Source organism: Pseudomonas sp. ACN8, from assembly GCF_002303925.1.
GTDB lineage: Bacteria > Pseudomonadota > Gammaproteobacteria > Pseudomonadales > Pseudomonadaceae > Aquipseudomonas.
Genome location: NZ_MRCS01000019.1, coordinates 35,616 through 60,233, shown reverse-complemented (window position 1 = coordinate 60,233; position 24,618 = coordinate 35,616). Strand labels below are relative to the sequence as shown.

The 24,618-nt window shown below is 60.1% G+C and carries 21 protein-coding genes; 9 read left to right on the top strand and 12 right to left on the bottom strand.

Going from position 1 to position 24,618, the window contains the following annotated elements:
* Nucleotides 1–47: 47 nt before the first annotated feature.
* Complete coding sequence (gene bfr / locus BSF44_RS12885) at nucleotides 48–524, top strand: bacterioferritin (RefSeq protein ID WP_008053519.1); 477 nt, start codon at nucleotides 48–50, stop codon at nucleotides 522–524.
* 197 nt (nucleotides 525–721) lie between these two features.
* Here the strand turns inward: bfr and grxD are convergent, their stop codons facing one another.
* Together grxD and BSF44_RS12875 are read right to left on the bottom strand one after the other, a co-directional pair.
* Nucleotides 722–1,063: a Grx4 family monothiol glutaredoxin gene (gene grxD, locus BSF44_RS12880; RefSeq protein ID WP_064679482.1), complete on the bottom strand. Its 342-nt coding sequence runs from the start codon at nucleotides 1,061–1,063 to the stop codon at nucleotides 722–724.
* 97 nt (nucleotides 1,064–1,160) lie between these two features.
* Nucleotides 1,161–3,269: a molybdopterin oxidoreductase family protein gene (locus BSF44_RS12875; protein ID WP_095943829.1), complete on the bottom strand. Its 2,109-nt coding sequence runs from the start codon at nucleotides 3,267–3,269 to the stop codon at nucleotides 1,161–1,163.
* 474 nt (nucleotides 3,270–3,743) lie between these two features.
* Here BSF44_RS12875 and argF point away from each other — a divergent pair, with 474 nt between their 5' ends.
* Both argF and BSF44_RS12865 read left to right on the top strand, forming a co-directional pair.
* Nucleotides 3,744–4,664, top strand: coding sequence for an ornithine carbamoyltransferase (gene argF, locus BSF44_RS12870; RefSeq protein ID WP_095943828.1), 921 nt, complete (start codon nucleotides 3,744–3,746; stop codon nucleotides 4,662–4,664).
* A complete protein-coding gene (locus BSF44_RS12865) occupies nucleotides 4,661–5,770 on the top strand; it encodes an ABC transporter ATP-binding protein (RefSeq protein WP_095943827.1) in 1,110 nt (369 codons plus the stop codon). Before argF ends, BSF44_RS12865 begins: the two co-directional genes overlap by 4 nt.
* Nucleotides 5,771–5,895: 125 nt before the next feature.
* Here the strand turns inward: BSF44_RS12865 and BSF44_RS12860 are convergent, their stop codons facing one another.
* On the bottom strand, nucleotides 5,896–6,678 hold the full coding sequence (locus BSF44_RS12860; protein WP_095943826.1) for a PhzF family phenazine biosynthesis protein: 783 nt from the start codon (nucleotides 6,676–6,678) through the stop codon (nucleotides 5,896–5,898).
* 106 nt (nucleotides 6,679–6,784) lie between these two features.
* Nucleotides 6,785–7,255: a Cys-tRNA(Pro) deacylase gene (ybaK, locus tag BSF44_RS12855; RefSeq protein WP_007971306.1), complete on the bottom strand. Its 471-nt coding sequence runs from the start codon at nucleotides 7,253–7,255 to the stop codon at nucleotides 6,785–6,787.
* A gap of 348 nt (nucleotides 7,256–7,603) precedes the next feature.
* Here ybaK and BSF44_RS12850 point away from each other — a divergent pair, with 348 nt between their 5' ends.
* The 4 genes from BSF44_RS12850 to glpD all read left to right on the top strand — a co-directional run bounded on the left by BSF44_RS12850 (nucleotide 7,604) and on the right by glpD (nucleotide 12,724).
* Nucleotides 7,604–8,455, top strand: coding sequence for an MIP/aquaporin family protein (locus BSF44_RS12850; protein ID WP_095943825.1), 852 nt, complete (start codon nucleotides 7,604–7,606; stop codon nucleotides 8,453–8,455).
* 74 nt (nucleotides 8,456–8,529) lie between these two features.
* Nucleotides 8,530–10,035: a glycerol kinase GlpK gene (gene glpK, locus BSF44_RS12845; RefSeq protein WP_095943824.1), complete on the top strand. Its 1,506-nt coding sequence runs from the start codon at nucleotides 8,530–8,532 to the stop codon at nucleotides 10,033–10,035.
* A gap of 95 nt (nucleotides 10,036–10,130) precedes the next feature.
* Nucleotides 10,131–10,886 (top strand): DeoR/GlpR family transcriptional regulator, encoded by a 756-nt coding sequence (locus BSF44_RS12840; RefSeq protein ID WP_007971301.1) that lies wholly within the window; start codon nucleotides 10,131–10,133, stop codon nucleotides 10,884–10,886.
* A gap of 299 nt (nucleotides 10,887–11,185) precedes the next feature.
* Nucleotides 11,186–12,724 (top strand): glycerol-3-phosphate dehydrogenase, encoded by a 1,539-nt coding sequence (gene glpD, locus BSF44_RS12835; RefSeq protein WP_095943866.1) that lies wholly within the window; start codon nucleotides 11,186–11,188, stop codon nucleotides 12,722–12,724.
* A 67-nt stretch (nucleotides 12,725–12,791) separates the two neighbouring features.
* Here glpD and BSF44_RS12830 read toward each other — a convergent pair whose 3' ends face one another.
* The 3 genes from BSF44_RS12830 to BSF44_RS12820 all read right to left on the bottom strand — a co-directional run bounded on the left by BSF44_RS12830 (nucleotide 12,792) and on the right by BSF44_RS12820 (nucleotide 16,493).
* Nucleotides 12,792–13,898: an NADH:flavin oxidoreductase/NADH oxidase gene (locus BSF44_RS12830; protein ID WP_095943823.1), complete on the bottom strand. Its 1,107-nt coding sequence runs from the start codon at nucleotides 13,896–13,898 to the stop codon at nucleotides 12,792–12,794.
* A 276-nt stretch (nucleotides 13,899–14,174) separates the two neighbouring features.
* Nucleotides 14,175–15,884, bottom strand: a complete 1,710-nt coding sequence (gene recJ, locus BSF44_RS12825; protein WP_095943822.1) for a single-stranded-DNA-specific exonuclease RecJ — start codon at nucleotides 15,882–15,884, stop codon at nucleotides 14,175–14,177.
* Between the two features lie 66 nt (nucleotides 15,885–15,950).
* On the bottom strand, nucleotides 15,951–16,493 hold the full coding sequence (locus BSF44_RS12820) for a YaeQ family protein (protein ID WP_095943821.1): 543 nt from the start codon (nucleotides 16,491–16,493) through the stop codon (nucleotides 15,951–15,953).
* A 147-nt stretch (nucleotides 16,494–16,640) separates the two neighbouring features.
* Between BSF44_RS12820 and BSF44_RS12815 the strand changes: the two genes are divergently transcribed.
* Together BSF44_RS12815 and BSF44_RS12810 are read left to right on the top strand one after the other, a co-directional pair.
* Nucleotides 16,641–17,840 (top strand): CaiB/BaiF CoA-transferase family protein, encoded by a 1,200-nt coding sequence (locus tag BSF44_RS12815; RefSeq protein ID WP_095943820.1) that lies wholly within the window; start codon nucleotides 16,641–16,643, stop codon nucleotides 17,838–17,840.
* Complete coding sequence (locus BSF44_RS12810) at nucleotides 17,794–18,762, top strand: TIGR02285 family protein (RefSeq protein WP_095943819.1); 969 nt, start codon at nucleotides 17,794–17,796, stop codon at nucleotides 18,760–18,762. The genes BSF44_RS12815 and BSF44_RS12810 overlap by 47 nt, the downstream gene beginning before the upstream one ends.
* A 169-nt stretch (nucleotides 18,763–18,931) precedes the next feature.
* Here BSF44_RS12810 and BSF44_RS12805 read toward each other — a convergent pair whose 3' ends face one another.
* From BSF44_RS12805 to dsbC, 5 genes are all read right to left on the bottom strand, one after another.
* A complete protein-coding gene (locus BSF44_RS12805) occupies nucleotides 18,932–19,219 on the bottom strand; it encodes a DUF3509 domain-containing protein (RefSeq protein WP_095943818.1) in 288 nt (95 codons plus the stop codon).
* A 161-nt stretch (nucleotides 19,220–19,380) separates the two neighbouring features.
* The gene (locus BSF44_RS12800) at nucleotides 19,381–20,736 is read right to left on the bottom strand and encodes a transporter substrate-binding domain-containing protein (RefSeq protein ID WP_095943817.1); all 1,356 of its coding nucleotides are present in this window, start codon (nucleotides 20,734–20,736) and stop codon (nucleotides 19,381–19,383) included.
* 118 nt (nucleotides 20,737–20,854) lie between these two features.
* On the bottom strand, nucleotides 20,855–22,264 hold the full coding sequence (gene thrC, locus BSF44_RS12795) for a threonine synthase (RefSeq protein WP_095943816.1): 1,410 nt from the start codon (nucleotides 22,262–22,264) through the stop codon (nucleotides 20,855–20,857).
* A 66-nt stretch (nucleotides 22,265–22,330) separates the two neighbouring features.
* Entirely contained in the window at nucleotides 22,331–23,635 is a 1,305-nt protein-coding gene (locus tag BSF44_RS12790) for a homoserine dehydrogenase (RefSeq protein WP_053155104.1), read from the bottom strand.
* 133 nt (nucleotides 23,636–23,768) lie between these two features.
* Nucleotides 23,769–24,500: a bifunctional protein-disulfide isomerase/oxidoreductase DsbC gene (gene dsbC, locus BSF44_RS12785; RefSeq protein ID WP_095943815.1), complete on the bottom strand. Its 732-nt coding sequence runs from the start codon at nucleotides 24,498–24,500 to the stop codon at nucleotides 23,769–23,771.
* Nucleotides 24,501–24,618: the final 118 nt, after the last annotated feature.

Here is a 24,618-nt window from a genome sequence, read left to right as displayed (position 1 = left end):
GCTCAAACTCTGCTCTATTGACAGCTAATACAGGGCAGGACCCCATCATGAAAGGCGACGTTACAGTCATCCAGCATCTCAACAAGATCCTTGCCAATGAGCTGGTCGCGATCAATCAATATTTCCTGCATGCGCGCATGTATGAAGATTGGGGCCTGAACAAGCTCGGCAAGCACGAATACCACGAATCCATCGACGAGATGAAGCACGCGGACAAGCTGATCAAGCGCATCCTGTTCCTTGAAGGCCTGCCGAACGTCCAGGACCTGGGCAAGCTGCACATCGGCGAGCACACCAAGGAAATGCTGGAGTGCGACCTGCGTATCGAAAAAACCGGCCATGCCGATCTGAAAGTAGCCATCGCGCATTGCGAAACAGTTGGCGATTTCGGTAGCCGTGAACTGCTTGAAGATATCCTCGAGTCCGAAGAAGAACATATCGACTGGCTGGAAACCCAGTTAGGGCTGATCGATAAAGTGGGTCTTGAAAACTACCTGCAATCGCAGATGGGCGAAGACGAGTAACTTCGTTCCGTTAATCTCGATGCTATAAAAAGCCCCGCTCTCTTTTAAGAGGCGGGGCTTTTTTGTGCCTGCTGCTTTTATTGTAGGAGCGAGCATGCTCGCGATGGACTAGAGAGCGCTGCGGGGAACCAGGCTCCCAGCGTTATCGTTAACGACCATCGCGAGCATGCTCGCTCCTACAGGAAGCAGGAAGCGAATCAGGCTTCGGACTTGTTGGCAGCAGCGGCTTCGACAGCAGCCTTGATGGTGGCTTGCAGCGAACCGTCAGCCGCCATTTCAGTCATGATGTCGCTGCCGCCGACCAGCTCACCACCGACCCACAGTTGCGGGAAGGTTGGCCAGTTGGCGTATTTTGGCAGGTTGGCGCGGATTTCCGGGTTCTGCAGGATGTCCACGTACGCAAACTTTTCGCCACACGCCATCACGGCCTGCGCGGCTTTCGCGGAGAAGCCGCACTGCGGGGCATTCGGCGAGCCTTTCATGTAAAGCAGAATGGTGTTGTTGGCAATCTGCTCTTTAATCGTTTCGATGATATCCATGGAGCACCTCGGCTGAACTTTCCGACTCATGGGTCGGCACGGTGGCGCATTGTAACGGAAAGCCGAGCGCCCTGCTCGGTCTCTCCGTCAGACTGACTCAAGCCGCCGCCACGGTCACCGGCACACCATTAAGTGCAGCATTTCCCGACAACTCGTCAAGCTGGCAGTCGTCGGTCAGGTCGTTGGCGCTGGAGCCTGGCTGGCTGCTGGCAATCGTCATTTGCACGCCCGGCCGCGCGTGACCCCAGCCGTGAGGCAGGCTGACCACACCTTTCATCATGTCCAGACTGCCAAGCACTTCGACTTCGATCACACCCACCCGCGAGCTGACCCGAACGCGCTGCCCGTCACTGAGCCCGCGACTGGCCAGGTCGTCCGGATGCATCAGCAACTGGTGGCGTGGCTTGCCTTTCACCAGCCGATGATAGTTATGCATCCATGAGTTGTTGCTGCGTACATGCCGGCGGCCAATCATCAACAACTCGTCGGCGGCCGGTGCCTGCAAGGCTGCGAAGCGCACCAGATCAGCGAGAATCGCGGCCGGTGCGGCCTGGATGCGTTGACTGGCAGTCTTCAGGCGGGGCGTCAGGTTAGGCTTGAGCGCGCCCAGATCGACGCCATGGGGATAATCGAACAAAGTCGCCAGCGACAGTTTGTGCTCTGAATTGTCGCCGTACATCCCCATGCGCAGGCCGCGATCGATCATTTGCGCTGGGGCGATGGTGGGCTTCAACTCTTTGCCGGTTCTGGCGGCAAACGCCTTGGCCAGCCCGACGAAAATTTCCCAGTCGTGCAATGCACCTTGGGGTTTGGCGAGGATCGCGCGGTTGAAACGGCTGACATTGCGCACCGCGAACAGGTTGAACGTGGTGTCGTAATGGTCGTTTTCCAGCGCCGATGTGGATGGCAGGATCAAGTCGGCGTAACGCGTGGTTTCATTGATGTACAGGTCGATACTGACCATGAACTCCAGCCCGTCCAGCGCCTGCTCGAGCTTTCGGCCATTGGGTGTGGACAGCACCGGATTGCCCGCCACCGTGATCAGCGCGCGGACTTGCCCTTCCCCTTCGGTGAGCATCTCCTCCGCCAGCGCCGACACCGGCAACTCTCCGGCGTACTCCGGGCGCCCGGAAACCCGGCTCTGCCACAGATTGAAATGCCCGCCCGAAGTCGTCGCCACCAGGTCCACCGCAGGCTCGGTGCACAAGGCGCCACCCACACGATCGAGATTGCCGGTGACCAGGTTGATCAACTGCACCACCCAGTGGCACAGCGTACCGAAGGCCTGGGTCGAAACGCCCATGCGGCCATAGCAGACTGCACTCGGTGCCGCGGCGAAGTCTCGCGCCAATTGGCGGATCTGTTCGGCCGGTACGGCGCACAACGGACTCATGGCCTCGGCGGTGAACGGCGCGACGGCCTCCCGTACGTCCTCCAGGCCATCCACCGGCAGATGGCTGTCGCGGGTCAGACCTTCAGCGAACAAGGTATTGAGCAGGCCGAACAACAGCGCTGCATCGCCACCCGGGCGAACGAACAGATGCTGGTCGGCAATCGCCGCCGTCTCGCTACGGCGCGGATCGACCACCACCACCTTGCCGCCCCGGGCCTGTATCGCCTTCAAGCGTTTTTCCACATCGGGCACGGTCATGATGCTGCCGTTCGAAGCCAGCGGGTTGCCGCCCAGGATCAGCATGAAATCGGTGTGATCGATGTCCGGGATCGGCAGCAACAAACCGTGGCCGTACATCAAATGACTGGTCAGGTGATGGGGCAATTGATCGACCGACGTCGCGGAAAACCGGTTGCGGGTTTTCAACAGGCCGAGAAAGTAATTGCTGTGGGTCATCAGCCCGTAATTGTGCACGCTCGGATTGCCCTGATAGACCGCCACGGCGTTTTGCCCATGACGCTCCTGAATGGCCGCGAGGCGCTCGGCAACCAGATTGAATGCCGCTTCCCACTCGATGGGCTGCCACTCATTGCCCACCCGCTGCATTGGCTGATGCAGGCGATCCGGATCGTTCTGGATGTCTTGCAGGGCTACGGCCTTGGGGCAGATGTGCCCACGGCTGAACGTGTCCTGGGAGTCGCCCTTGATCGAAGTGATCTGGACGTTACCGCCTTCGACCTCGGTGGTTTCGATGGTCAGGCCACAGATGGCTTCGCACAAATGGCACGCACGGTGATGGAGAGTCTTGGTCATGGCCAGTCTCTGTCTTGTTTTGGGCGGGCGACGTCGGCCGCGGAAACAAAACTATGGCGCCAGAGCCGCCGCCACGCCAGCGACGTTCGTCTTGTGAATCGAGGGTTATCAGGCCAGCCGATGGCCACCCGAGTTCAGTTCGACCGTCGAGCCCGGCACTGATGAATGACAGGTCGCAAACCGACTGTCAGCGCACCATTGCCGCCCTGCCTGATTGCCAAGCCCCGAGGGGCCGGTGTACAAATGAACCGCTGCTATCAGGAAACAGGCTTCAAAAGCGCTACCTCGGTGAACCCGTAGCACCTCTGAAACTCCCTAAAAACTGTAGCCCTATTGGTAAGACGCGACATTTAATTATAAGATCGCGCCTTCCCCTATTTCGTCGCCCCGTGCGGCTTACGCCGCAGGTCTCGCCCGTTGTTCCGTTAAACAAGGCTTTGAGCATCTGCGGTTTGTAGCAAAAGGTAGTCAATGATGAGCGCAAGGCACTTTCTCTCCCTGATGGATTGCACGCCCGAAGAGCTGGTCAGCGTGATCCGTCGAGGCGTTGAGCTCAAGGACCTGCGTAACCGCGGCGTACTGTTCGAGCCGCTGAAAAACCGCGTCCTGGGGATGATTTTCGAGAAATCCTCGACCCGTACCCGGATCTCCTTCGAGGCCGGCATGATCCAGCTCGGTGGCCAGGCGATCTTCCTGTCGCCCCGTGACACCCAACTGGGCCGTGGCGAGCCGATCGGCGACGCCGCGATTGTCATGTCGAGCATGCTCGATGCGGTAATGATCCGTACGTTTTCCCACAGCACTCTGACCGAGTTCGCCGCCAATTCGCGCGTTCCTCTGATCAATGGCCTGTCCGATGACCTGCACCCGTGCCAGCTGCTGGCCGACATGCAGACCTTCCTCGAACACCGCGGCTCCATCCAGGGCAAGACCGTGGCCTGGATCGGCGACGGCAACAACATGTGCAACAGCTATATAGAAGCGGCGATCCAGTTCGACTTCCAGTTGCGCGTTGCCTGCCCGCAAGGCTACGAGCCCAACCCGGTGTTCCTGGCCAAGGCTGGCGACCGGGTCACCATCGTTCGCGATCCGAAGGAAGCCGTGCGGGGTGCACACCTGGTGAGCACCGACGTCTGGACCTCCATGGGCCAGGAAGAGGAAACCGCCAAGCGTCTGCAATTGTTCGCACCGTACCAGGTCAACCGCGCCCTGCTCGACCTGGCCGCTGACGACGTGCTGTTCATGCACTGCCTGCCGGCGCACCGTGGCGAGGAGATCAGCGTCGACCTGCTCGATGACAAACGCTCGGTGGCCTGGGATCAAGCCGAAAACCGTCTGCACGCGCAAAAAGCCCTGCTCGAGTTCCTCGTCCCACCTTCGTATCACCACGCATGAGCCAGCCATTACTGCTTAACCTGCGCAACCTCGCCTGCGGCTATCAAGACCAGCGCGTGGTGCAGAACCTCAACCTGCACCTGAACGCAGGCGACATTGGTTGCCTGCTGGGCTCGTCGGGCTGCGGCAAGACCACCACCCTGCGGGCGATTGCCGGTTTCGAACCGGTTCACGAAGGTGAAATCCAGCTGGCTGGCGAGATCATCTCCAGCGCCGGCTTCACCCTTGCGCCGGAGAAACGTCGCATCGGCATGGTGTTCCAGGACTACGCGCTGTTTCCGCATTTGAGCGTGGCCGACAACATCGCCTTCGGCATACGCAAGCATCCACAAAAGGATCGCGTGACCGAAGAGCTGCTGGAACTGGTCAACCTGAAGAACCTCGGCAAGCGCTTCCCCCACGAGCTTTCCGGTGGTCAGCAGCAACGTGTCGCCCTGGCCCGCGCCCTGGCGCCGGAACCGCAACTGCTGCTGCTCGACGAACCGTTCTCCAACCTTGATGGCGAATTGCGCCGCAAGCTCAGCCATGAAGTACGCGACATCCTCAAGGCCCGAGGCACCAGTGCAATTCTGGTGACTCACGACCAGGAAGAAGCCTTCGCGGTCAGCGACCACGTTGGCGTGTTCAAGGAAGGTCGCCTGGAACAGTGGGATACGCCCTACAACCTGTACCACGAACCGCTGACACCCTTTGTCGCGAGCTTCATCGGCCAGGGCTATTTCATTCGCGGTCAGTTGAGCAGCCCGGAATCAGTGCAAACCGAGTTGGGTGAATTGCGCGGCAATCGGGCCTACACCTGGCCGGTAGGCGGCGCAGTGGACGTACTGCTGCGCCCGGACGATATCGTCTATGCGCCGGACAGCGCACTGAAGGCGCGAATCGCCGGCAAGACGTTCCTGGGTGCATCGACCCTGTATCGCTTGCAACTGCCGACAGGCGCACAGCTGGAATCGATCTTCCCGAGCCATGTCGACCGTCAGGTTGGAGCGGATGTGGGGATTCGTGTCGCGGCTGAACACCTGGTGTTGTTTCAGGCGTCAGGCAGCACGGCGGCGCAGATTCCGGTGGCTGAATCCGGTGTCCGCCGCTACAGCACGGCCAACTGATACACAAAAAACCCTGTAGGAGCGAGCTTGCTCGCGAAAAAAGTCTGGATAACGCGTTCATTCCGGTTGCACGCGTTATCGTTGACGTCCATCGCGAGCAAGCTCACTCCTACAGTGGGTTTGCGTTAGCCCAGCATCAGCGTTCCGCTTGCCACGAGCGTCGCATTGCCGCCGATTTTCACCCGCTCCCCTTCCAGCCGACAGAACAATTCCCCACCCCGCGTCGAACGCTGGAAAGCCGTCAGGCTCGACTTGCCCAATTGCTTTGACCAGTACGGAATCAGAAGGCAATGGGTCGATCCGGTGACCGGATCTTCGTTGATGCCGATTGCCGGGGCGAAGTAGCGGGAAACGAAATCGTGTTGTTCGCCCCGCGCCGTCACGATCACGCCCAGCCATGGCAGTTTCGCCAGGGCCACCATGTCCGGTTGGCAGTCGAGCACGGCTTGCTCCGACTCCAGCACCACGAACAGCTCATTTGAACCCAGTACCTCGACAACCTTCACACCCAGTGCACGCTCGATGTCCGGGATCAGGTTCACTGGCGACGCATTGATCGACGGGAAATCCAGCCACAGGCGGCCACCTTCACGGGTTACGCTCAACGGGCCGGACTTGCAGGTGAAGTCCAGTCGTTCGACAGGCTCCTTATAGATCTCAAACAGTACATAGGCGCTGGCCAGCGTCGCGTGACCGCACAATGGCACCTCGGTGGTCGGCGTAAACCAGCGGATGTGCCAGCCCTGCCCTTCACGCACGACAAACGCCGTTTCGGCGAGGTTGTGCTCGGCGGCAATCTTTTGCATCAACTCATCGGCGAGCCATGTATCGAGCCGATAGACCATCGCCGGATTGCCGCTGAATGGCTGATTGCTGAACGCGTCGACCTGATGAAACTCAAGCTGCATAACCTTCTCCCTTTGTCAGACCACCGAGCATGCCGCGCTGGCTCAGCCGGCACCAGTGACAGAGCCGACTGATTTTCACCATACAGCGCTGCACCTGCTTCGAAGCTCACGCACGGCCGATATCGGCAAACTTCGCCTGGGTGTGTTCGGCCAGCACCGCCGGTGCCAGTTCGACTTCCAGCCCACGTCGGCCCGCACTGACAAAAATGCTGGCGAAGGGCTGAGCCGAATTATCAATGAAGGTACGCAAACGCTTTTTCTGCCCCAGCGGACTGATCCCACCCAACAGATAGCCAGTAGAGCGCTGCGCTGCAGCCGGGTCGGCCATTTCGACCTTTTTCACGCCCGCGGCGTGGGCCAGCCCTTTCAAGTCCAGGCTGCCGACAACCGGCACCACGGCCACCAGCAACTCGCCCTTCTCGCTGGCCGCCAGCAAGGTCTTGAACACCTGCGCCGGATCGAGCCCGAGTTTTTCCGCCGCTTCCAACCCATAGGAAGCGGCCTTGGGGTCATGTTCGTAACTGTGTACGCGATGTTCGGCCCGAACCTTTTTCAACAAATCCAATGCGGGGGTCATGACAGCTCCAGACTGGGCGGCAGAAGAAAAATACTGCGCCCGATTCTAGGACATTGACCGTTAAAAGGCTCTACGGCGGCGCATCCATAACGCCAATGCCTGACCATCCAATTGCGCAGCAACTAATTCATTCATGCAACGAATAGTTTTTTTGTGACCGACGGTTCACTTTCGACCTTTGACAGCAGCGTTTCTTGTCTATATTTTTTCGTTTCTGAAACTGCACGAAACGTCCTACCGCTGCACCCAGCAGTAAACCGCGATCAGGATGGGGATCCTGCCTCGGCGAAAAACGCGCTCCGACCATGATGGAAAAAAGCGCCAGACAACAAAAAAAATGAGGTTTCAATGACAACTGCTTTACAACAACCGTCGCTCTCGAGCCAATGCATGGCCGAGTTTCTGGGTACGGCGCTGCTGATCTTTTTCGGTACAGGTTGCGTTGCCGCGCTCAAGGTCGCGGGTGCCAGTTTTGGCTTGTGGGAAATCAGCATTATCTGGGGCGTCGGCGTCAGCATGGCGATCTACCTTACCGCCGGGGTTTCCGGGGCTCATCTGAACCCTGCCGTCAGCATTGCCCTGAGCATTTTCGCGGACTTCGAAAAACGTAAATTGCCTTTCTACGTACTCGCCCAAGTGGCGGGTGCCTTCTGTGGAGCGCTGTTGGTTTACACGCTCTACAGCAATCTATTCTTCGAATTCGAACAAACGCACCACATGGTTCGCGGCACTCAAGCCAGCCTTGAGTTGGCCTCCGTGTTCTCCACCTTCCCGAATCCTGTGCTGACCACCGCCCAGGCATTTCTGGTCGAGGTGATCATCACGGCCATCCTGATGGGCGTGATCATGTCCCTGACCGATGACAACAATGGTCTGCCAAAAGGCCCGCTGGCACCGCTGCTGATCGGCCTGCTGATTGCGGTGATCGGCAGTTCGATGGGACCACTGACCGGTTTTGCCATGAACCCTGCGCGAGACTTCGGCCCTAAACTGATGACTTTCTTCGCTGGCTGGGGTGAAATTTCCTTCACCGGCGGACGCGATATTCCGTATTTCCTGATTCCTGTTTTTGCACCGATTGTCGGTGCCTGCCTCGGTGCTGCAGCCTATCGCGGGTTGATTGCCCGCCATCTGCCCAGCGCCGTACCTGCTACAAAGGATGCAACAGCTGCCATTGACGGCAAACCCAGAACTTCTTGATACCGTTGGCGCGTGCCCCTGCCCTTTGATCGCGCGCCAGACCTCACTCCCTTATTTCGTCCAAGGCAATCGACATGACCGACACACAGAATAAGAACTACATCATTGCCCTCGATCAGGGTACGACCAGCTCCCGCGCGATCATTTTCGACCGCGACGCGAACGTGGTCTGCACCGCCCAACGGGAGTTCGCGCAGCATTACCCGCAAGCCGGCTGGGTCGAACACGACCCGATGGAAATCTTCGCTACCCAAAGCGCCGTGATGGTCGAGGCCCTGGCACAAGCCGGCCTGCACCACGACCAGGTGGCGGCCATCGGCATCACCAACCAGCGCGAAACCACCGTGGTCTGGGACAAGAACACCGGCCGCCCGATCTACAACGCCATCGTCTGGCAGTGCCGACGCAGCACCGAGATCTGCCAGCAGCTCAAGCGCGATGGCCACGAGCAATACATCAGCGACACCACCGGCCTGGTCACCGACCCGTATTTCTCCGGCACCAAGCTCAAGTGGATCCTCGACAACGTCGAAGGCAGCCGCGAGCGCGCGCGCAACGGTGAACTGTTGTTCGGCACCGTCGACAGCTGGCTGATCTGGAAATTTACCGGCGGCAAGGTGCATGTCACCGACTACACCAACGCTTCGCGCACCATGCTCTTCAACATCCACACCCTGGAGTGGGACGCGAAGATGCTGGAGGTGCTGGATATTCCGCGCGAAATGCTGCCGGAAGTTAAATCGTCCTCGGAAATTTATGGCCGTACCAAAAGCGGCATCGCCATCGGCGGCATCGCTGGCGACCAGCAAGCCGCCCTGTTCGGCCAGATGTGCGTCGAACCAGGCCAGGCGAAAAACACTTACGGCACTGGCTGCTTCCTGTTGATGAACACCGGCGACAAAGCCGTGAAATCCCAACACGGCATGCTCACCACCATCGCTTGCGGCCCACGTGGCGAAGTGGCCTACGCACTGGAAGGCGCTGTGTTCAACGGCGGTTCTACCGTGCAGTGGCTGCGTGACGAGCTGAAAATCATCAACGACGCCCACGACACCGAATACTTCGCCAACAAGGTCAAGGACAGCAACGGTGTGTACCTGGTGCCGGCCTTTACCGGTCTTGGCGCTCCCTACTGGGACCCGTACGCCCGTGGCGCACTGTTTGGCCTGACCCGCGGCGTACGCGTGGATCACATCATTCGTGCCGCGCTGGAGTCGATTGCCTACCAGACCCGCGACGTACTCGACGCCATGCAGCAGGACTCCGGCGAACGCCTCAAGGCCCTGCGCGTGGATGGCGGCGCGGTGGCCAACAACTTCCTCATGCAGTTCCAGGCCGACATCCTCGGCACACAGGTCGAGCGTCCGCAAATGCGCGAAACCACGGCACTGGGCGCAGCTTACCTGGCAGGCCTGGCCTGTGGCTTCTGGGGCAGCCTGGAAGAGTTGCGCGGCAAGGCCGTGATCGAGCGCCAGTTCGAACCGACGCTCGATGAAACGGCGAAGGAAAAACTCTACGCAGGGTGGAAAAAAGCGGTCAGTCGTACCCGCGATTGGGCGGCTGAAGACGAGGCTGAATAAGCCCGGACGCAAGCTCGTATCTGTATGTAACTGGTCGGGAGCGGATTCCTGCGGCATCATGGGCAAATTTTGCACGGCAGCCCAAAGGACGCCCCATGAATCTGCCTCCCCGTCAGCAGCAAATCCTCGAACTGGTCCGCGAGCGCGGCTATGTCAGCATCGAGGAAATGGCCACTCTGTTCGTAGTAACCCCGCAGACCATTCGCCGCGACATCAATCAGCTCGCGGAAGCCAATTTGTTGCGTCGCTACCATGGCGGCGCGGCTTACGACTCCAGCGTTGAAAACACCGCCTACGCCATGCGCGCCGATCAGATGCGCGATGAGAAACAGCGTATCGGCGAAGCCATTGCCGCGCAGATTCCCGACCATGCCTCGTTGTTCATCAACATCGGCACGACCACCGAATCCATTGCCCGGGCACTGCTCAACCACAGTCACCTGAAAATCATCACCAACAACCTGCACGTCGCCTCCATGCTCAGCGCCAAGGACGATTTCGATGTCCTGCTGACCGGCGGCAACGTGCGGCGCGATGGTGGCGTGGTGGGTCAGGCCAGTGTCGATTTCATCAATCAGTTCAAGGTCGACTTCGCCCTGGTCGGCATCAGCGGCATCGATGAGGACGGCAGCCTGCTGGACTTCGATTATCAGGAAGTGCGGGTATCCCAGGCGATCATCGCCAATGCCCGGCAAGTGATCCTCGCGGCCGACTCCAGCAAGTTCGGGCGCAACGCCATGATTCGCCTGGGGCCGATCAGCCTGGTCGATTGCCTGGTCACCGATCAGCAGCCTTCCCCGGCGCTGGCTCAGTTGTTGAACCAGCACAAGGTTCGGCTGGAAGTCGTTTAAGCCCCCCACTTCTTCGGCGTCTGTATTGGCGCCATCGCGAGCAAGCTCGCTCCCACAGTGATTGATGGCGTGCACAAGATTTGTGACCGACTCCACCCCTTGTGGGAGCGAGCTTGCTTGCGATGGCGGTCATCAATGCACAACAAAATGTTCGTAAATTTTCCTTTAACGGCCCTTCGATGAGTATTTTCAATCGAAGCTGACTGGCTGTGCGTGTCTTTATGGGCTAGTATTTTCGTAAATGAACATTAATGTTCGAATTCAAATACAGAACATCAAAAAATTCCGAGGCCGTGCCGATGCCCACTTCCACCTTGCCTACGCCCCCTCTCGCCGAGGTCTACGATATCGCCGTCATCGGTGGCGGGATCAATGGCGTGGGGATCGCAGCGGATGCCGCCGGCCGTGGCCTGTCGGTGTTCCTTTGCGAAAAGGACGACCTGGCCAGCCATACCTCATCGGCCAGTAGCAAGCTGATCCACGGCGGCCTGCGCTACCTCGAACATTACGAATTCCGCCTGGTGCGTGAAGCCCTGGCCGAACGTGAAGTGCTGTTGGCCAAGGCTCCGCACATCGTCAAGCAAATGCGTTTCGTGTTGCCGCACCGCCCGCACCTGCGCCCGGCATGGATGATCCGCGCCGGTCTGTTCCTCTATGACAACCTGGGCAAGCGCGAGCAACTGCAAGGCTCGAAAAGCCTGAAGTTCGGCCCCGACAGCGCGCTCAAAAGCGAGATCACCAAGGGTTTCGAATACTCCGATTGCTGGGTCGACGACGCACGCCTGGTGGTATTGAACGCCATGACCGCCCGGGAAAAAGGCGCCCACGTTCACACCCAGACCCGCTGCGTCAGCGCGCGCCGCGCCAAGGGTTTGTGGCACCTGCACCTGGAACGCGCCGATGGCAGCCTGTTTTCGATCCGCGCCAAGGCATTGGTCAATGCGGCCGGGCCATGGGTCGCCAGGTTCATTCGCGATGACTTGAAGATGGAATCGCCATACGGCATCCGCCTGATCCAGGGCAGCCACCTGATCGTGCCAAAACTGTACGAAGGCGAACACGCGCACATCCTGCAAAACGAAGATCAGCGCATCGTGTTCACCATTCCGTATCTGAATCACTTCACCCTGATCGGCACCACCGACCGCGAGTACACCGGCGATCCGGCGAAAGTGGCAATTACCGATGGCGAAACCGATTACCTGTTGAACGTGGTCAACGCCCATTTCAAAAAGCAAATCGGCCGCGACGACATCCTGCACAGCTATTCCGGTGTGCGCCCGCTGTGCAACGACGAATCCGACAACCCGTCGGCCGTGACCCGCGACTACACCCTGGCGCTGTCCGGCACCGGCGAAGAAGCTCCGTTGCTGTCGGTATTCGGCGGCAAGCTCACCACCTATCGCAAACTGGCCGAGTCGGCGCTGGCGCAACTGGCACCCTACTTCAAGCACATCCAGCCAAGCTGGACCGCCAGCGCCACGCTACCGGGCGGTGAAGACATGACCACCCCGCAAGCCTTGAGCTCGCGTATCCGCGACAAATTCGACTGGGTGCCGAGCGAGATCGCGCGCCGCTGGGCCACCACCTACGGTAGCCGTACCTGGCGCATGCTCGAAGGCGTACAGAACCTCAGCGATATGGGCGAGCACATCGGCGGCGGTCTCTACACCCGAGAAGTCGATTATCTGTGCAGCGAAGAATGGGCCACCAGCGCCCACGACATCCTCTGGCGTCGCAGCAAGCTCGGTTTGTTCACGACGGTGGCGGAACAGGAAAAGCTCAAGGATTACCTGAACAAGGTCGAACAGAACCGCAGCAAGATCGAAGCCGCCTGATCGATCACCGGCATATACAAAAGCCCCTGAATCTCACGATTCAGGGGCTTTTTCGTATCGAAGGATTTCAGTCGCGCAAATCCGATTCATGAATGGGCTGCTCACGGTGAGTCGCCCGCTGATACTGCGCCGGCCACACGGCCTTGTGCCCGCCCAAGTCGTCATCCGCGTGCAGCGCCCAATACGGGTCGCGCAACAATTCACGAGCGAGGAAAATGATGTCCGCCTGACAGGTGCGCAGGATGTGCTCGGCCTGGGCCGGCTCGGTGATCATGCCGACCGTGCCGGTGGCCATGCCCGACTCCTTGCGCACACGCTCGGCGAAGCGGGTCTGGTAACCCGGCCCTGTGGGAATCTCGGCATTCACCGCCGTCCCGCCCGACGAGACGTCGATCAGGTCGACCCCCAGGGCTTTGAGACGGCGTGCCAGTTCCACTGTTTCATCGGGGTTCCAGCCGTCCTCCACCCAGTCGGTGGCTGAGACCCGGACAAACACCGGCAACTCTTCAGGCCACACCGCACGCACCGCTTCGGTGACCTGCAGCACCAGCCGAATGCGATTTTCAAACGAACCGCCATATTGATCGCGACGCTGATTGCTCAACGGCGACAGAAACTGATGCAGCAGGTAACCATGGGCCGCGTGCACTTCGACCACTTTGAAACCGGCCGTCAGTGAGCGCTTTGCCGCATCGACAAAGGCCTGGATGACCTTGGCGATCTCGCCATCATCGAGTTGCCTGGGCTGGGTGTGCTGTGGATCGAATGCAATCGGTGAAGGGCCGACCGGCACCCAGCCGCCCTCCTCGGGCTTGACGCTGCCATGTTTTCCGAGCCACGGCCGGTAGGTGCTCGCCTTGCGCCCGGCATGGGCCAGCTGGATGCCGGCAACGGCGCCCTGAGCGGTGATGAAGCGGGTGATGCGTTGCAGGGGTTCGATCTGTTCGTCATTCCACAGACCGAGGTCCTCGGCCGTGATACGCCCGTCGGCGGTGACCGCCGTGGCTTCGGTAAACACCAGCCCGGCCCCGCCGACAGCGCGGCTGCCGAGGTGGACCAGATGCCAGTCATTGGCCAGGCCATCGGCGCTGGAGTATTGGCACATCGGCGATACCGCGATGCGGTTGGGCAGGGTCAATTGGCGAAGGGTAAAGGGTTCAAGCAGCAGACTCATGGGGCACCTCTCGAATCAGTGGGCAGGCTCCAGGTTCTGTTTGAATAGTCGACGAGTGACAGGAAAAAGGTACAACACCCGCCCCCGCGGGCAAAAAATTCGACAAAACGTCACAAGGCCAAAATCAAGCAGTGTTTAGAGCCTAGTCGACATCGGGGGATGTCGCCCTCTTGTAGGAGCGAGCTCGCTCGCGATGGACGACAGGACACCGCGGGGTGTCAGGTCCCCAGCGCCATCGTTCACGACCATCGCGAGCGAGCTCGCTCCTACAGGGGGTCAACGCGGTTCGATGTGGGCAATCATCAGCTGGACCGTCTCGTTGCCGCGAAACTCGTTGAGGTCGAGCTTGTAGGCCAGTTCCACCCACTTGATGGTCGGATTCGGCCAGATGTCCCGGTCGATCCCGAAGGCAATGCCGTCGAGCTTTACCGAGCCACATTCACTTTTGAGCACGACTTTAAGGTGTCGCTCGCCAACGACACGCTGCTCGACCAACTGGAATACCCCATGAAACAAGGGTTCCGGGAAGTGTTGCCCCCAAGGGCCGGCATGCCGCAGGGCACGGGCCAGCTCCAGGTGGAACTCCTCCACCGCCAGGGTGCCGTCCGACAACAGCCGGCCAGTCAGGTCTTCTTCGCGCATCTGCCGGCGCACTTCAGCGTCAAAGGCTTCGGCGAACAAGGGGAAATTCGCTTCCGGCAGCGTCAGGCCGGCCGCCATCGCGTGGCCACCGTATTTGGTGATCAGATTCGGGTGCTGCGCCGCCACCACACTCAAGGCATCGCGAATGTGAAAGCCCTGGACCGAACGCCCCGAGCCCTTGAGCAGGCCATCCCCGGCATCGGCAAAGGCGATGGTCGGGCGGAAGTAGCGCTCTTTCATCCGTGACGCGAGGATACCGATGACGCCCTGATGCCACTCGGGATCGAACAGGCACAAGCCGAACGGCATCGACTCCACCGGCAAATCCTTGAGCTGCGCCAGCGCTTCGCGCTGCATGCCTTGCTCGATGGATTTGCGATCCTGGTTCATGCCGTCCAGTTGCGCCGCCATCTCACGGGCCAGACCTGCGTCTTCGGTCAGCAGGCATTCGATGCCCAGGCTCATGTCATCCAGACGCCCCGCCGCGTTCAGGCGCGGGCCGACAATGAAACCCAGATCGGTGGAGGTGATGCGCGCATGGTCACGCTTGGCCACTTCGAGAATCGCCTTGATCCCCGGCCGGGCACGTCCGGCACGAATCCGTTCCAGGCCCTGATGCACCAGAATCCGGTTGTTGGCATCCAGCGGTACCACGTCGGCCACACTGCCCAGAGCCACCAGATCGAGCAGTTCGCCGATATTCGGCTGCGGCTTGCTTGTGTACCAACCCAGCTCGCGCAACCGCGCACGCAGGGCCATCAGCACATAGAAAATTACCCCGACACCGGCCAGTGCCTTGCTCGGAAATTCGCAACCGGGCTGGTTCGGATTGACGATGGCATCGGCCAGCGGCAGCTCGTCGCCGGGCAAGTGGTGGTCGGTGACGAGCACCTTGAGTCCGGCCTTTTTCGCCGCTGCCACGCCTTCGACGCTGGAGATGCCGTTGTCGACGGTGATCAGCAAATGCGGCTGACGCTCAAGCGCCACTGCGACGATTTCCGGTGTCAGGCCATAGCCGTAGTCGAATCGGTTGGGCACCAGGTAATCGACATGTGCCGCACCCAGCAAACGCAGACCCAGCGTGCCCACGGTACTGGCCGTCGCGCCGTCGGCATCGAAGTCGCCGACGATCAGAATGCGCTGGCGCTGTTCGAGCGCAGTCACCAGCAGATCCACGGCGGCATCGATGCCCTTGAGTTGCTGGAACGGAATCAACCGCGCCAGGCTCTTGTCCAGTTCTGCCTCAGACTGCACGCCCCGAGCTGCGTACAGGCGGGTCAACAGCGGTGGAATATCACCGAGGAATGGCAGGGTGTCGGGCAGCTGGCGAGGTTCGATGCGCATGGGGTGAAAGATGCTTCTCTTCAATACGTAGGATAAAACCGGGTGACGCGGGGCAGCGGCGAAAAATCAGCCGCGTTCACCGCTCAGCCATTGCAACTGGACTTCGTGCTGACCACGGTCGTCGGTGACGAAAATCGTGCCTTCGCTGATCATCACGTCCCACTTGATAACGCGGGGCATGTCCTTGGCCAGGGTTTCCAGCACTTCTTGGGGCACGGCGGCGATGTGAACGTTTTTCAGGTTCTTGATCGCCGGAATCACTTTGGTTTCCCAGACTCGCAGGCTGCCGTAAGCCAGCAGGCTGGTGCGCTCGGTGCGGCGCGAGCACCAGGTCAGGCGCTCGGCATCCGGCTGGCCGACTTCGATCCAGTGCAGCACGCGGTCATCCAGGCTTTTTTCCCACAAGGCCGGCTCATCCACTTCCGACAGACCACGGCCAAAAGACAACTGCTCGTTGTACCAGAGGGCATAGGCCAGCAGGCGCACGGTCATGCGCTCTTCGGTTTCCGAAGGGTGACGGGCGATGGTCTGCTTCACGCTCTCATAGACGCTGCGGTCAAGGTCGGTGAGGTTCAGTTCAAACTTGTAGGTCGTGGACGGCTGGGCCATGAACGGGCTTCTTGATACGAGGAAAGGCGGCAAGTCTAACCGATGCGACGGGCAATCCACGAATTGAACACAATCAAGCGGGAGCGTCTGACAGTCGGCTATGTTAAAACGCTCTATCCGCTCAACCCTTGCCCCACAGGATCCAGCATGCCGCTCACCGCCAAACCGCTTTCCGGTCTGAAAGTCATCGAATTGGGCACCTTGATTGCCGGCCCGTTTGCCTCGCGCATTTGCGCGGAATTCGGTGCCGATGTGATCAAGATCGAATCCCCGGACGGCGGTGATCCGTTGCGAAAATGGCGCAAGCTGTATGAAGGCACTTCATTGTGGTGGTTCGTCCAGGCCCGCAATAAAAAGTCCCTGACCCTCAACCTCAAGCATCCCGACGGCCAGGCGATCCTGAAACAGCTGCTGGCTGAAGCCGACATTCTGATCGAGAACTTTCGTCCCGGCGTCCTGGAAAAACTCGGCCTGGGCTGGGACGTCCTGCACGCCCTGAACCCGAAACTGGTCATGGTGCGGCTTTCGGGATTCGGCCAGACCGGCCCGATGAAAGATCAGCCCGGCTTTGGCGCGGTCGGTGAGTCCATGGGGGGCCTGCGCTACATCACCGGTTTCGAAGACCGGCCTCCGGTGCGCACCGGCATTTCCATCGGCGACTCGATTGCCGCGCTCTGGGGCGTGATTGGCGCGTTGATGGCCCTGCGTCATCGCGAAGTCAACGGCGGCCAGGGGCAAGTGGTGGACGTAGCGCTGTACGAAGCCATCTTCGCGATGATGGAAAGCATGGTCCCGGAGTTCGACGTGTTCGGCTTCATCCGCGAACGCACGGGCAATATCATGCCCGGCATCACCCCGTCCTCGATCCACACCAGCGCCGATGGCAAGCACGTGCAGATCGGCGCCAATGGCGACGCGATCTTCAAACGCTTCATGCTGATCATTGGCCGGGAAGACCTGGCCAACGACCTCCAGCTTGCCAGCAACGATGGCCGCGATGCCCGACGCGACGAGATTTATGGCGTCATCGATCGCTGGGTCAATTCGTTGCCGCTGGACAGGGTGCTGGCGCAGCTCAATCAGGCCGAAGTGCCGGCCAGCCGGATCTTCAGCGCCGAAGACATGTTCAATGACCCTCAGTACCTGGCACGGGAAATGTTCCTTCAAGCCAAGCTGCCGGACGGCAAAGACTTCAAGATGCCGGGCATTGTGCCGAAACTCTCAGAGACACCCGGGGAATGTGAATGGGTCGGGCCACAACTGGGTGAGCACAACACACAGGTACTCCAGGAACTTGGCTATGACGCGACGCAGATCGCACAGTTGCGCAAAGACGGAGCCATCTGAACTGAGGCGCCTGCCTGCATGGGCCGTTGGGCACTGCCCGTCACGGGGCGGGTGGTGGCTGTGTGTACTGGCGATTTCGCTCCTGCTCCTTGAACCGGCCCCCTCAGCTCTGGCGCAAACCAGGGAAACCCTGATCTGGCTCAAGCGCGACCTGCCGCCGCTGACAATCTTCGACGGGCCGAAAAAGGGCCAGGGCGTTATCGATCAACTGCTTCCACTGTTGATTGCCGGCATGCCGCAATACCAACACAACGTGATGAGGGTCAATCGCGCACGTGGACTGCAAATGCTCCACGAGCCGTCCCTCGTCTGCGACGCGGCACTGAACTGGAGCAAGGAACGGGAACAGTGGATCGCCTTTTCCATCCCGGTCTTCCGCGCCATGAGCAATGGCCTGGCCGTGCGGCGCGTCGACCAGAAAGTACTGGCGCCCTTTATCAAGGACGGCGAAGTGGACCTCGCAGCGCTGCTCGCCAGCGGCAATGAAAAACTGGGGGTCATTGCCGAGCGCAATTATGGCGAATACCTCGACGCACTGCTCAAGCAAGCGCCAGCCGACGCGCTGACCGCGCATTACGGTAATGATGCCTTGGGCAGCCTGCTGCAGATGCAGCGCCTGGGTCGCTTGCGCCTGCTGTTGGGCTATCGCCCGGAAATTCGCTACCAGGCCTCGCTGCAAGGCATTGCCGAGGATGAATTGCAGTTCTATCCGATCCGTGGCACAGGCAAATACCTGTCCGGTTACATCGGTTGCACCGACACACCAAAGGGCCGGCAGGCCATTGTCGAGATCAACCAGGTGCTGCGCACCCTTCCCCGTGAACGTCTTGACGAGGCCTACGCCGCCTGGCTGGATCCGGAGAGTCGCAGCGATTACCTGAAAGACACCAAGGCGTTTTTCGACAACCTGGCGCAACCCTGACAAATGCCGGGCAAAAGAAACCCCGAGAAGTGGGGAGACGACTCGGGGTTAAACGTGGTCTGTTTGCAGACCAGTAGCAGCAAGCTACAAGCACCGGAGCACAATGCTTGATCCTGCTGTTACAAAGTCTGACTGACCTGGGCGCGGGAAGGTTCCCACAAAAATCCGTTCAATTGCGGCTGGCCAACAGCTTGTCCTGCGCCGCATTACGCAATGCCGCGATGACACAAGGCTCAAGGCGTCCTTCAGCGATCAGCACGTCGCGATGCAAACCGTCGACCACATCCGTCAGCAGGCGTTTGTCGTTCAACTGGGTCTGATTGAACTCGCGCTCGACCACGGTCGCGCCGATAGCATTCTTCAGGGTCACCCGGCATTCGCCACGAATGCCCGACGGGGTCAACGTAACCTGATACGGGCTCAGCGCCTCACCGAGCAACAGACTGATACTTTCCATCCCGATCACCACTCAATAGTCCAAAAACAACGTGCCTGGGGCAGGCCTGCAACAAATGACCGCTGGCCCGAGAAGAAAGTTCTGGATACTGACCGCAGGCGAACCTGCAACCCAGTCAAGTGAGCATGCACGGCGAACATGACAGAGAAAAAACGCCACCATCACGTCTGTCGGGTGCGCCGGGCGATATCGGCCCAGCCTCCCAACAATCCTCGTAGCTGGCCATCGGCCGTATAAAACGGCACTGTCCACTGGTAGATATCCCTGACACCGTCCTTGAACATCAATTGACGCTCGAAAAAGCGCGTCCTGCGTGTACTCAATTGCGCCATGTACTCGGCATGCAGCAGTTCCGCGGTTTGTCTGGGCATGGCGTCGACCTCGATCAACTGCCGCCCCTGCATCTGGTCAAAGCGCATCGACAAGGCGTCCTCATAACTTTTGTTGCACATGATCAAGCGCCCTTGCAGATCACGGACAAACATCGGGTCAGGCATGGCATCCATCAGGGCGTGCTGGAAGGCGAGCTGATCGCGCAGGCTGCTTTGGGCCTCGCCCCGTTGCCTGACCACCACCGCCAACCGCCGATTCCAGAGCAGGGACAACAGCCCGAACAGGCTGACCACCAACACGCCCCAGCAAACCCACTGGTCGATCCGCTGCCAGAGGCCCGGCGCCCGTGGCACGGCAGCGCCGCCGAACCACTTCCGGCGAAGGTCGCGCAACTCCTGTTCAGGAAACGCCTCAAGCGCTTTGTTGAGGATACTCAGCAGCTGCGGCTGGCCTTTGCGCACCGCCAGATAATCCGCATCCCATTTGCCCGGCACCACGGCGCCGATCTGTAGCCGACCCGACGGAATAAGCTGGGCGCCGATTTCGCTTTCGAGGGTGGCGTAGGCTTCGCCGCTTTCCACCCAGGCACGGGCTTCGGCGTAGGTTTTAACCGAACGCAACTCGATGGACGGGTAATTGCGACGCACCATCGCTTCCAGTGCATGCCGGGTCGGCAGCACCAGCACCCGCTTCGCCATATCCTCCAGCGACTGCACCGGCGGTGCCCCGGCCTGCCCGACAAAGACCCATCCTGCACCACCGAACGCATGGCTGAAATCGAGAAACGCCTTTCGCTCGTCATTCATCGCCAGGGTCGTACTCAAATCCGCGGTGCCGCTTTCCAGATGGGCCAGCATCTGATCGGTGGAAAAAGACTCCTGGTAAACGAACCGCAACCCCGTCATGTCACTGATGCGCTTGAGCAGGTCACTGTTCAAGCCCGTCCATTGGCCATGTTCATCCTTGAACAGGTACAACGGGTATTCCAGTGCCGTGACCACGACCCGTGGATGGCTGGCCATCCATTGCAACTCCTGGTCATTCAGCACGACCTTTGTGCGGGGGGTAGACATCCCGCGTTCCGGAATAGATGCAGGGTTCGCCCCTCCCCATTCGGCGATTCCCAGCATGCCGAATAAAAACAGCCAGCGCACAACTGGCTTGAACACACTTGTAAACAGCATTCCCACGTCCTTGGTGATCCACTCGCCAGTCCCTTCGCGGCGATAACACGACAAGTGTGCATGCAGAAATGAAAAAGCCCGTCAGGAGACGGGCTTCAAAATGTTACAGCGCTGAAGGTTACAGCGGCTTGCCGCGGTTGCCATGCTTGCTGACAAAGGCCTGCACGGCCTTCAGGTCATTTGGCAATACGGTGCAACGTTCGTCTCGCTCAAACAAATCAGAAAGATGTACCGGCAGCTCGAGAGCTTTTCCTACACCGGCTTTTTCCACGGCGTCCGGGAATTTGACCGGGTGGGCGGTGCCCAGGATCACCATTGGAATGTCCAGGCTGCGACGGCATTCCCGCGCAGCTTTCACGCCGATGGCCGTGTGCGGATCCAGCACTTCGCCAGTCTGCTCGTAGACTTCGGCGATGGTTTCGCAGGTTTGCGCGTCATCCACGGCCAGCGAGTCGAACAACTTGCGGGCTTCGGTCCAGCGCTCTTGCTCGACGCTGAAGCCGCCGCCCTGCTTGAACGAGTCCATCAGCCCGGCGATTGCCGCGCCGTTGCGACCGTGCAGGTCGAACAGCAGGCGTTCGAAGTTCGACGACACCATGATGTCCATGGACGGCGACAGCGTGGCGTGCAGGGTTTCCTTGACGTACTGGTTGCCGCTCATGAAGCGGTGCAGGATGTCGTTGCGATTGGTGGCGACGATCAACTGGTTGATCGGCAGGCCCATGTTGCGCGCCAGGTAACCGGCGAAGATGTCGCCGAAGTTGCCGGTCGGCACCGAGAACGACACCGAACGCGCCGGGCCGCCCAGTTGCAGGGCCGCGTGGAAGTAGTAAACGATCTGGGCCATGATCCGCGCCCAGTTGATCGAGTTCACGGCGACCAGGCGAGTGCCCTTGAGGAAGCCCTGGTCAGCGAAGCTCGCCTTGACCATTTCCTGGCAGTCATCGAAGTTGCCTTCGATGGCGATGTTGTGGATGTTCTCACCGAAGATGGTGGTCATCTGCCGACGCTGCACTTCGGACACTCGGTTGTGCGGATGCAGGATGAAGATGTCGACGTTTTCGCAGTGCTTGCAGCCTTCGATGGCGGCCGAACCGGTATCACCGGAGGTGGCACCCACGATAACCACGCGCTCGCCGCGCTTTTCCAGCACGTAGTCGAGCAAACGACCGAGCAGTTGCAGGGCGAAGTCCTTGAACGCCAGGGTCGGGCCGTGGAACAGCTCCAGCACCCATTCGTTGCCGTTCAGCTGACGCAGCGGCGCAACGGCGCTGTGGGCGAATACGCCGTAGGTTTCTTCGAGAATCTTCTTGAAATCGGCATCCGGAATGCTGCCGGTGACGAACGGGCGCATGACGCGGAAGGCCAGCTCGTGATACGGCAGGCCGGCCCAGGAAGCGATTTCTTCCTGGGTAAAACGTGGCAGGCTTTCCGGGACGTACAGACCGCCGTCGGTGGCAAGGCCTGCCAGCAGGACGTCTTCGAAATTCAGGGCCGGTGCCTGGCCGCGGGTACTGATGTAACGCATGACTGACTCCAATGGACAGTGTTCGTAGTGCCGGGCCCGCTAGCGAGCCCGGTCAACGATATCGGCTTAGTTCAGGTGCTCGACACGGATCCGTACGACCGGACCGACCACACCCGCCAGGGCTTCCAACGCAGCGATGGCATCGTTGATGTGCTGTTCCAGCACGCGGTGGGTCAGCAGGATCATCGGCACCAGGCCGTCGTGCTCCTCGGCTTCCTTCTGCATGATCGACTCGATGTTGATGCCGCGCTCCGAGAGGATGCTCGCGACCTGAGCCAATACGCCCGGATGGTCCTTGGCCTGGATGCGCAGGTAGTAGGCGCTTTCGCAGGCTTCGATCGGCAGGATCGGGTGAGCCGACAGCGAATCCGGCTGGAACGCCAGGTGTGGCACGCGGTTTTCCGGGTCGGAAGTCATGGCGCGAACCACGTCCACCAAATCGGCGATCACCGACGAAGCGGTCGGCTCCATGCCGGCGCCGGCGCCGTAGAACAGGGTCGAACCGGCAGCATCGCCGTTGACCATCACCGCGTTCATCACGCCGTTGACGTTGGCGATCAGACGATCGGCCGGGATCAGCGTCGGGTGCACGCGCAGTTCGATACCGGCCGCGGTGCTGCGCGCCACGCCCAGGTGCTTGATGCGGTAGCCCAGCGCTTCGGCGTAGTTCACGTCGGCGGTGGTCAGCCTGGTGATGCCTTCGGTGTAGGCCTTGTCGAACTGCAGCGGAATACCGAACGCGATGGACGCCAGGATCGTCAGCTTGTGGGCGGCGTCGATACCCTCGACGTCGAAGGTCGGATCGGCTTCGGCGTAACCCAGTGCCTGGGCTTCGGCCAAAACGTCTTCGAAGGTGCGACCCTTCTCGCGCATTTCCGTCAGGATGAAGTTGCCGGTGCCGTTGATGATGCCGGCCACCCAGTTGATGCGGTTGGCGGACAGGCCTTCGCGGATCGCCTTGATCACCGGGATGCCACCGGCCACCGCCGCTTCGAACGCAACGATCACGCCCTTCTCGCGGGCCTTGGCGAAAATTTCATTACCGTGAACGGCGATAAGCGCCTTGTTCGCGGTGACCACATGCTTGCCATTCTCGATGGCCTTGAGTACCAGCTCGCGGGCAACGGTGTAGCCGCCCATCAGCTCTATAACGATGTCGATCTCAGGGTTCGTGGCCACTTCGAAGACATCGTTGGTAATCGCAATACCGGTCGTTTGGAACTGAGGCTTTGGCGTGCGCATGGCAATTTGTGCCACTTCGATCCCACGCCCGGCACGACGAGCAATTTCCTCGGCGTTACGCTGAAGTACGTTGAAGGTACCGCCACCGACGGTTCCTAACCCACAGATGCCTACTTTGACCGGTTTCACTGTGAACTCCCCATAAAACGGCCGACTCGAGGCCGGCCGTGAAAACAACCGCATGTTCGCGGCTCTCTATTGATGGCCCGGCGAATGTCGCTGCCGGACCATGATCGTCAAGGCTTGCCGTGACGATGCGAATTTACTTCGCGCCCAGCGCCAGTTTGGCGACTTGTGGCGCAGGCTGGTAGCCCGGAATGACCTGACCGTCGGCCAAAACGATGGCCGGTGTGCCGTTCACGCCGATGGACTGACCGAGGGCGAACTGTTTGGAAACCGGGTTATCGCACTTGGCGGCCTTGATTTCCTTGCCGTCGACCATTTTGTCCATGGCCGCTTTCTTGTCTTTCGAGCACCACACCGCTTGCAGCTGCTCGTCACCCGGCGAGCCCAGGCCCTGGCGCGGGAACGCGACGTAGCGCACTTCGATGCCGCGCTTGTTCAGCTCAGGTACTTCGGCGTGCAGCTTGTGGCAATACGGGCAGGTGGTGTCGGTGAATACGGTGATGTGCGACTTGGTTTCGCCAATGGCCGGGTAGACGACGGTTTCGGCAACCGGGATGGCGTTGATCAGCCTGGAGATGCCCAGGCGTTCGGTCTTCTCGGTCAGGTTGACCGGCTTGCCGTCCTTGAGATCGAACAGGTAGCCCTGGACCACGTACTGGCCGTCGGCGCTGGCGTACAGCACACGGCTGCCCTTGAGTTTGACTTCATACAGGCCTGGCAACGGACTGGCGGTGATGGTCTCTACCGGCACTTCGAGCTGGAGGTTTTCCAGGCTTTTACGAATGGCTTTGTCGGCCGCGTCATCGGCGACGGCAAAGGTGCTGACCAACGCAATGGCTGCGGCGGCGAAAATCTGGGTCAGACGCATGAGAACTCCTGAAGGCGAACATATGGGACGATCAGAACGCCCGTGCCGAAACACCGGGTCATAACCGCCCATCGTGCAAACCGGCCCAGCCTATCACATAAGGTCCGCATGGCCGAAT

Bases quoted from the DNA above. Each gene is read 5' to 3' on its own strand.
- bfr (WP_008053519.1), top strand. From the start codon at position 48: ATGAAAGGCGACGTTACAGTCATCCAGCATCTCAACAAGATCCTTGCC.
- grxD (WP_064679482.1), bottom strand. From the start codon at position 1,063: ATGGATATCATCGAAACGATTAAAGAGCAGATTGCCAACAACACCATT.
- BSF44_RS12875 (WP_095943829.1), bottom strand. From the start codon at position 3,269: ATGACCAAGACTCTCCATCACCGTGCGTGCCATTTGTGCGAAGCCATC.
- argF (WP_095943828.1), top strand. From the start codon at position 3,744: ATGAGCGCAAGGCACTTTCTCTCCCTGATGGATTGCACGCCCGAAGAG.
- BSF44_RS12865 (WP_095943827.1), top strand. From the start codon at position 4,661: ATGAGCCAGCCATTACTGCTTAACCTGCGCAACCTCGCCTGCGGCTAT.
- BSF44_RS12860 (WP_095943826.1), bottom strand. From the start codon at position 6,678: ATGCAGCTTGAGTTTCATCAGGTCGACGCGTTCAGCAATCAGCCATTC.
- ybaK (WP_007971306.1), bottom strand. From the start codon at position 7,255: ATGACCCCCGCATTGGATTTGTTGAAAAAGGTTCGGGCCGAACATCGC.
- BSF44_RS12850 (WP_095943825.1), top strand. From the start codon at position 7,604: ATGACAACTGCTTTACAACAACCGTCGCTCTCGAGCCAATGCATGGCC.
- glpK (WP_095943824.1), top strand. From the start codon at position 8,530: ATGACCGACACACAGAATAAGAACTACATCATTGCCCTCGATCAGGGT.
- BSF44_RS12840 (WP_007971301.1), top strand. From the start codon at position 10,131: ATGAATCTGCCTCCCCGTCAGCAGCAAATCCTCGAACTGGTCCGCGAG.
- glpD (WP_095943866.1), top strand. From the start codon at position 11,186: ATGCCCACTTCCACCTTGCCTACGCCCCCTCTCGCCGAGGTCTACGAT.
- BSF44_RS12830 (WP_095943823.1), bottom strand. From the start codon at position 13,898: ATGAGTCTGCTGCTTGAACCCTTTACCCTTCGCCAATTGACCCTGCCC.
- recJ (WP_095943822.1), bottom strand. From the start codon at position 15,884: ATGCGCATCGAACCTCGCCAGCTGCCCGACACCCTGCCATTCCTCGGT.
- BSF44_RS12820 (WP_095943821.1), bottom strand. From the start codon at position 16,493: ATGGCCCAGCCGTCCACGACCTACAAGTTTGAACTGAACCTCACCGAC.
- BSF44_RS12815 (WP_095943820.1), top strand. From the start codon at position 16,641: ATGCCGCTCACCGCCAAACCGCTTTCCGGTCTGAAAGTCATCGAATTG.
- BSF44_RS12810 (WP_095943819.1), top strand. From the start codon at position 17,794: ATGACGCGACGCAGATCGCACAGTTGCGCAAAGACGGAGCCATCTGAA.
- BSF44_RS12805 (WP_095943818.1), bottom strand. From the start codon at position 19,219: ATGGAAAGTATCAGTCTGTTGCTCGGTGAGGCGCTGAGCCCGTATCAG.
- BSF44_RS12800 (WP_095943817.1), bottom strand. From the start codon at position 20,736: ATGCTGTTTACAAGTGTGTTCAAGCCAGTTGTGCGCTGGCTGTTTTTA.
- thrC (WP_095943816.1), bottom strand. From the start codon at position 22,264: ATGCGTTACATCAGTACCCGCGGCCAGGCACCGGCCCTGAATTTCGAA.
- dsbC (WP_095943815.1), bottom strand. From the start codon at position 24,500: ATGCGTCTGACCCAGATTTTCGCCGCCGCAGCCATTGCGTTGGTCAGC.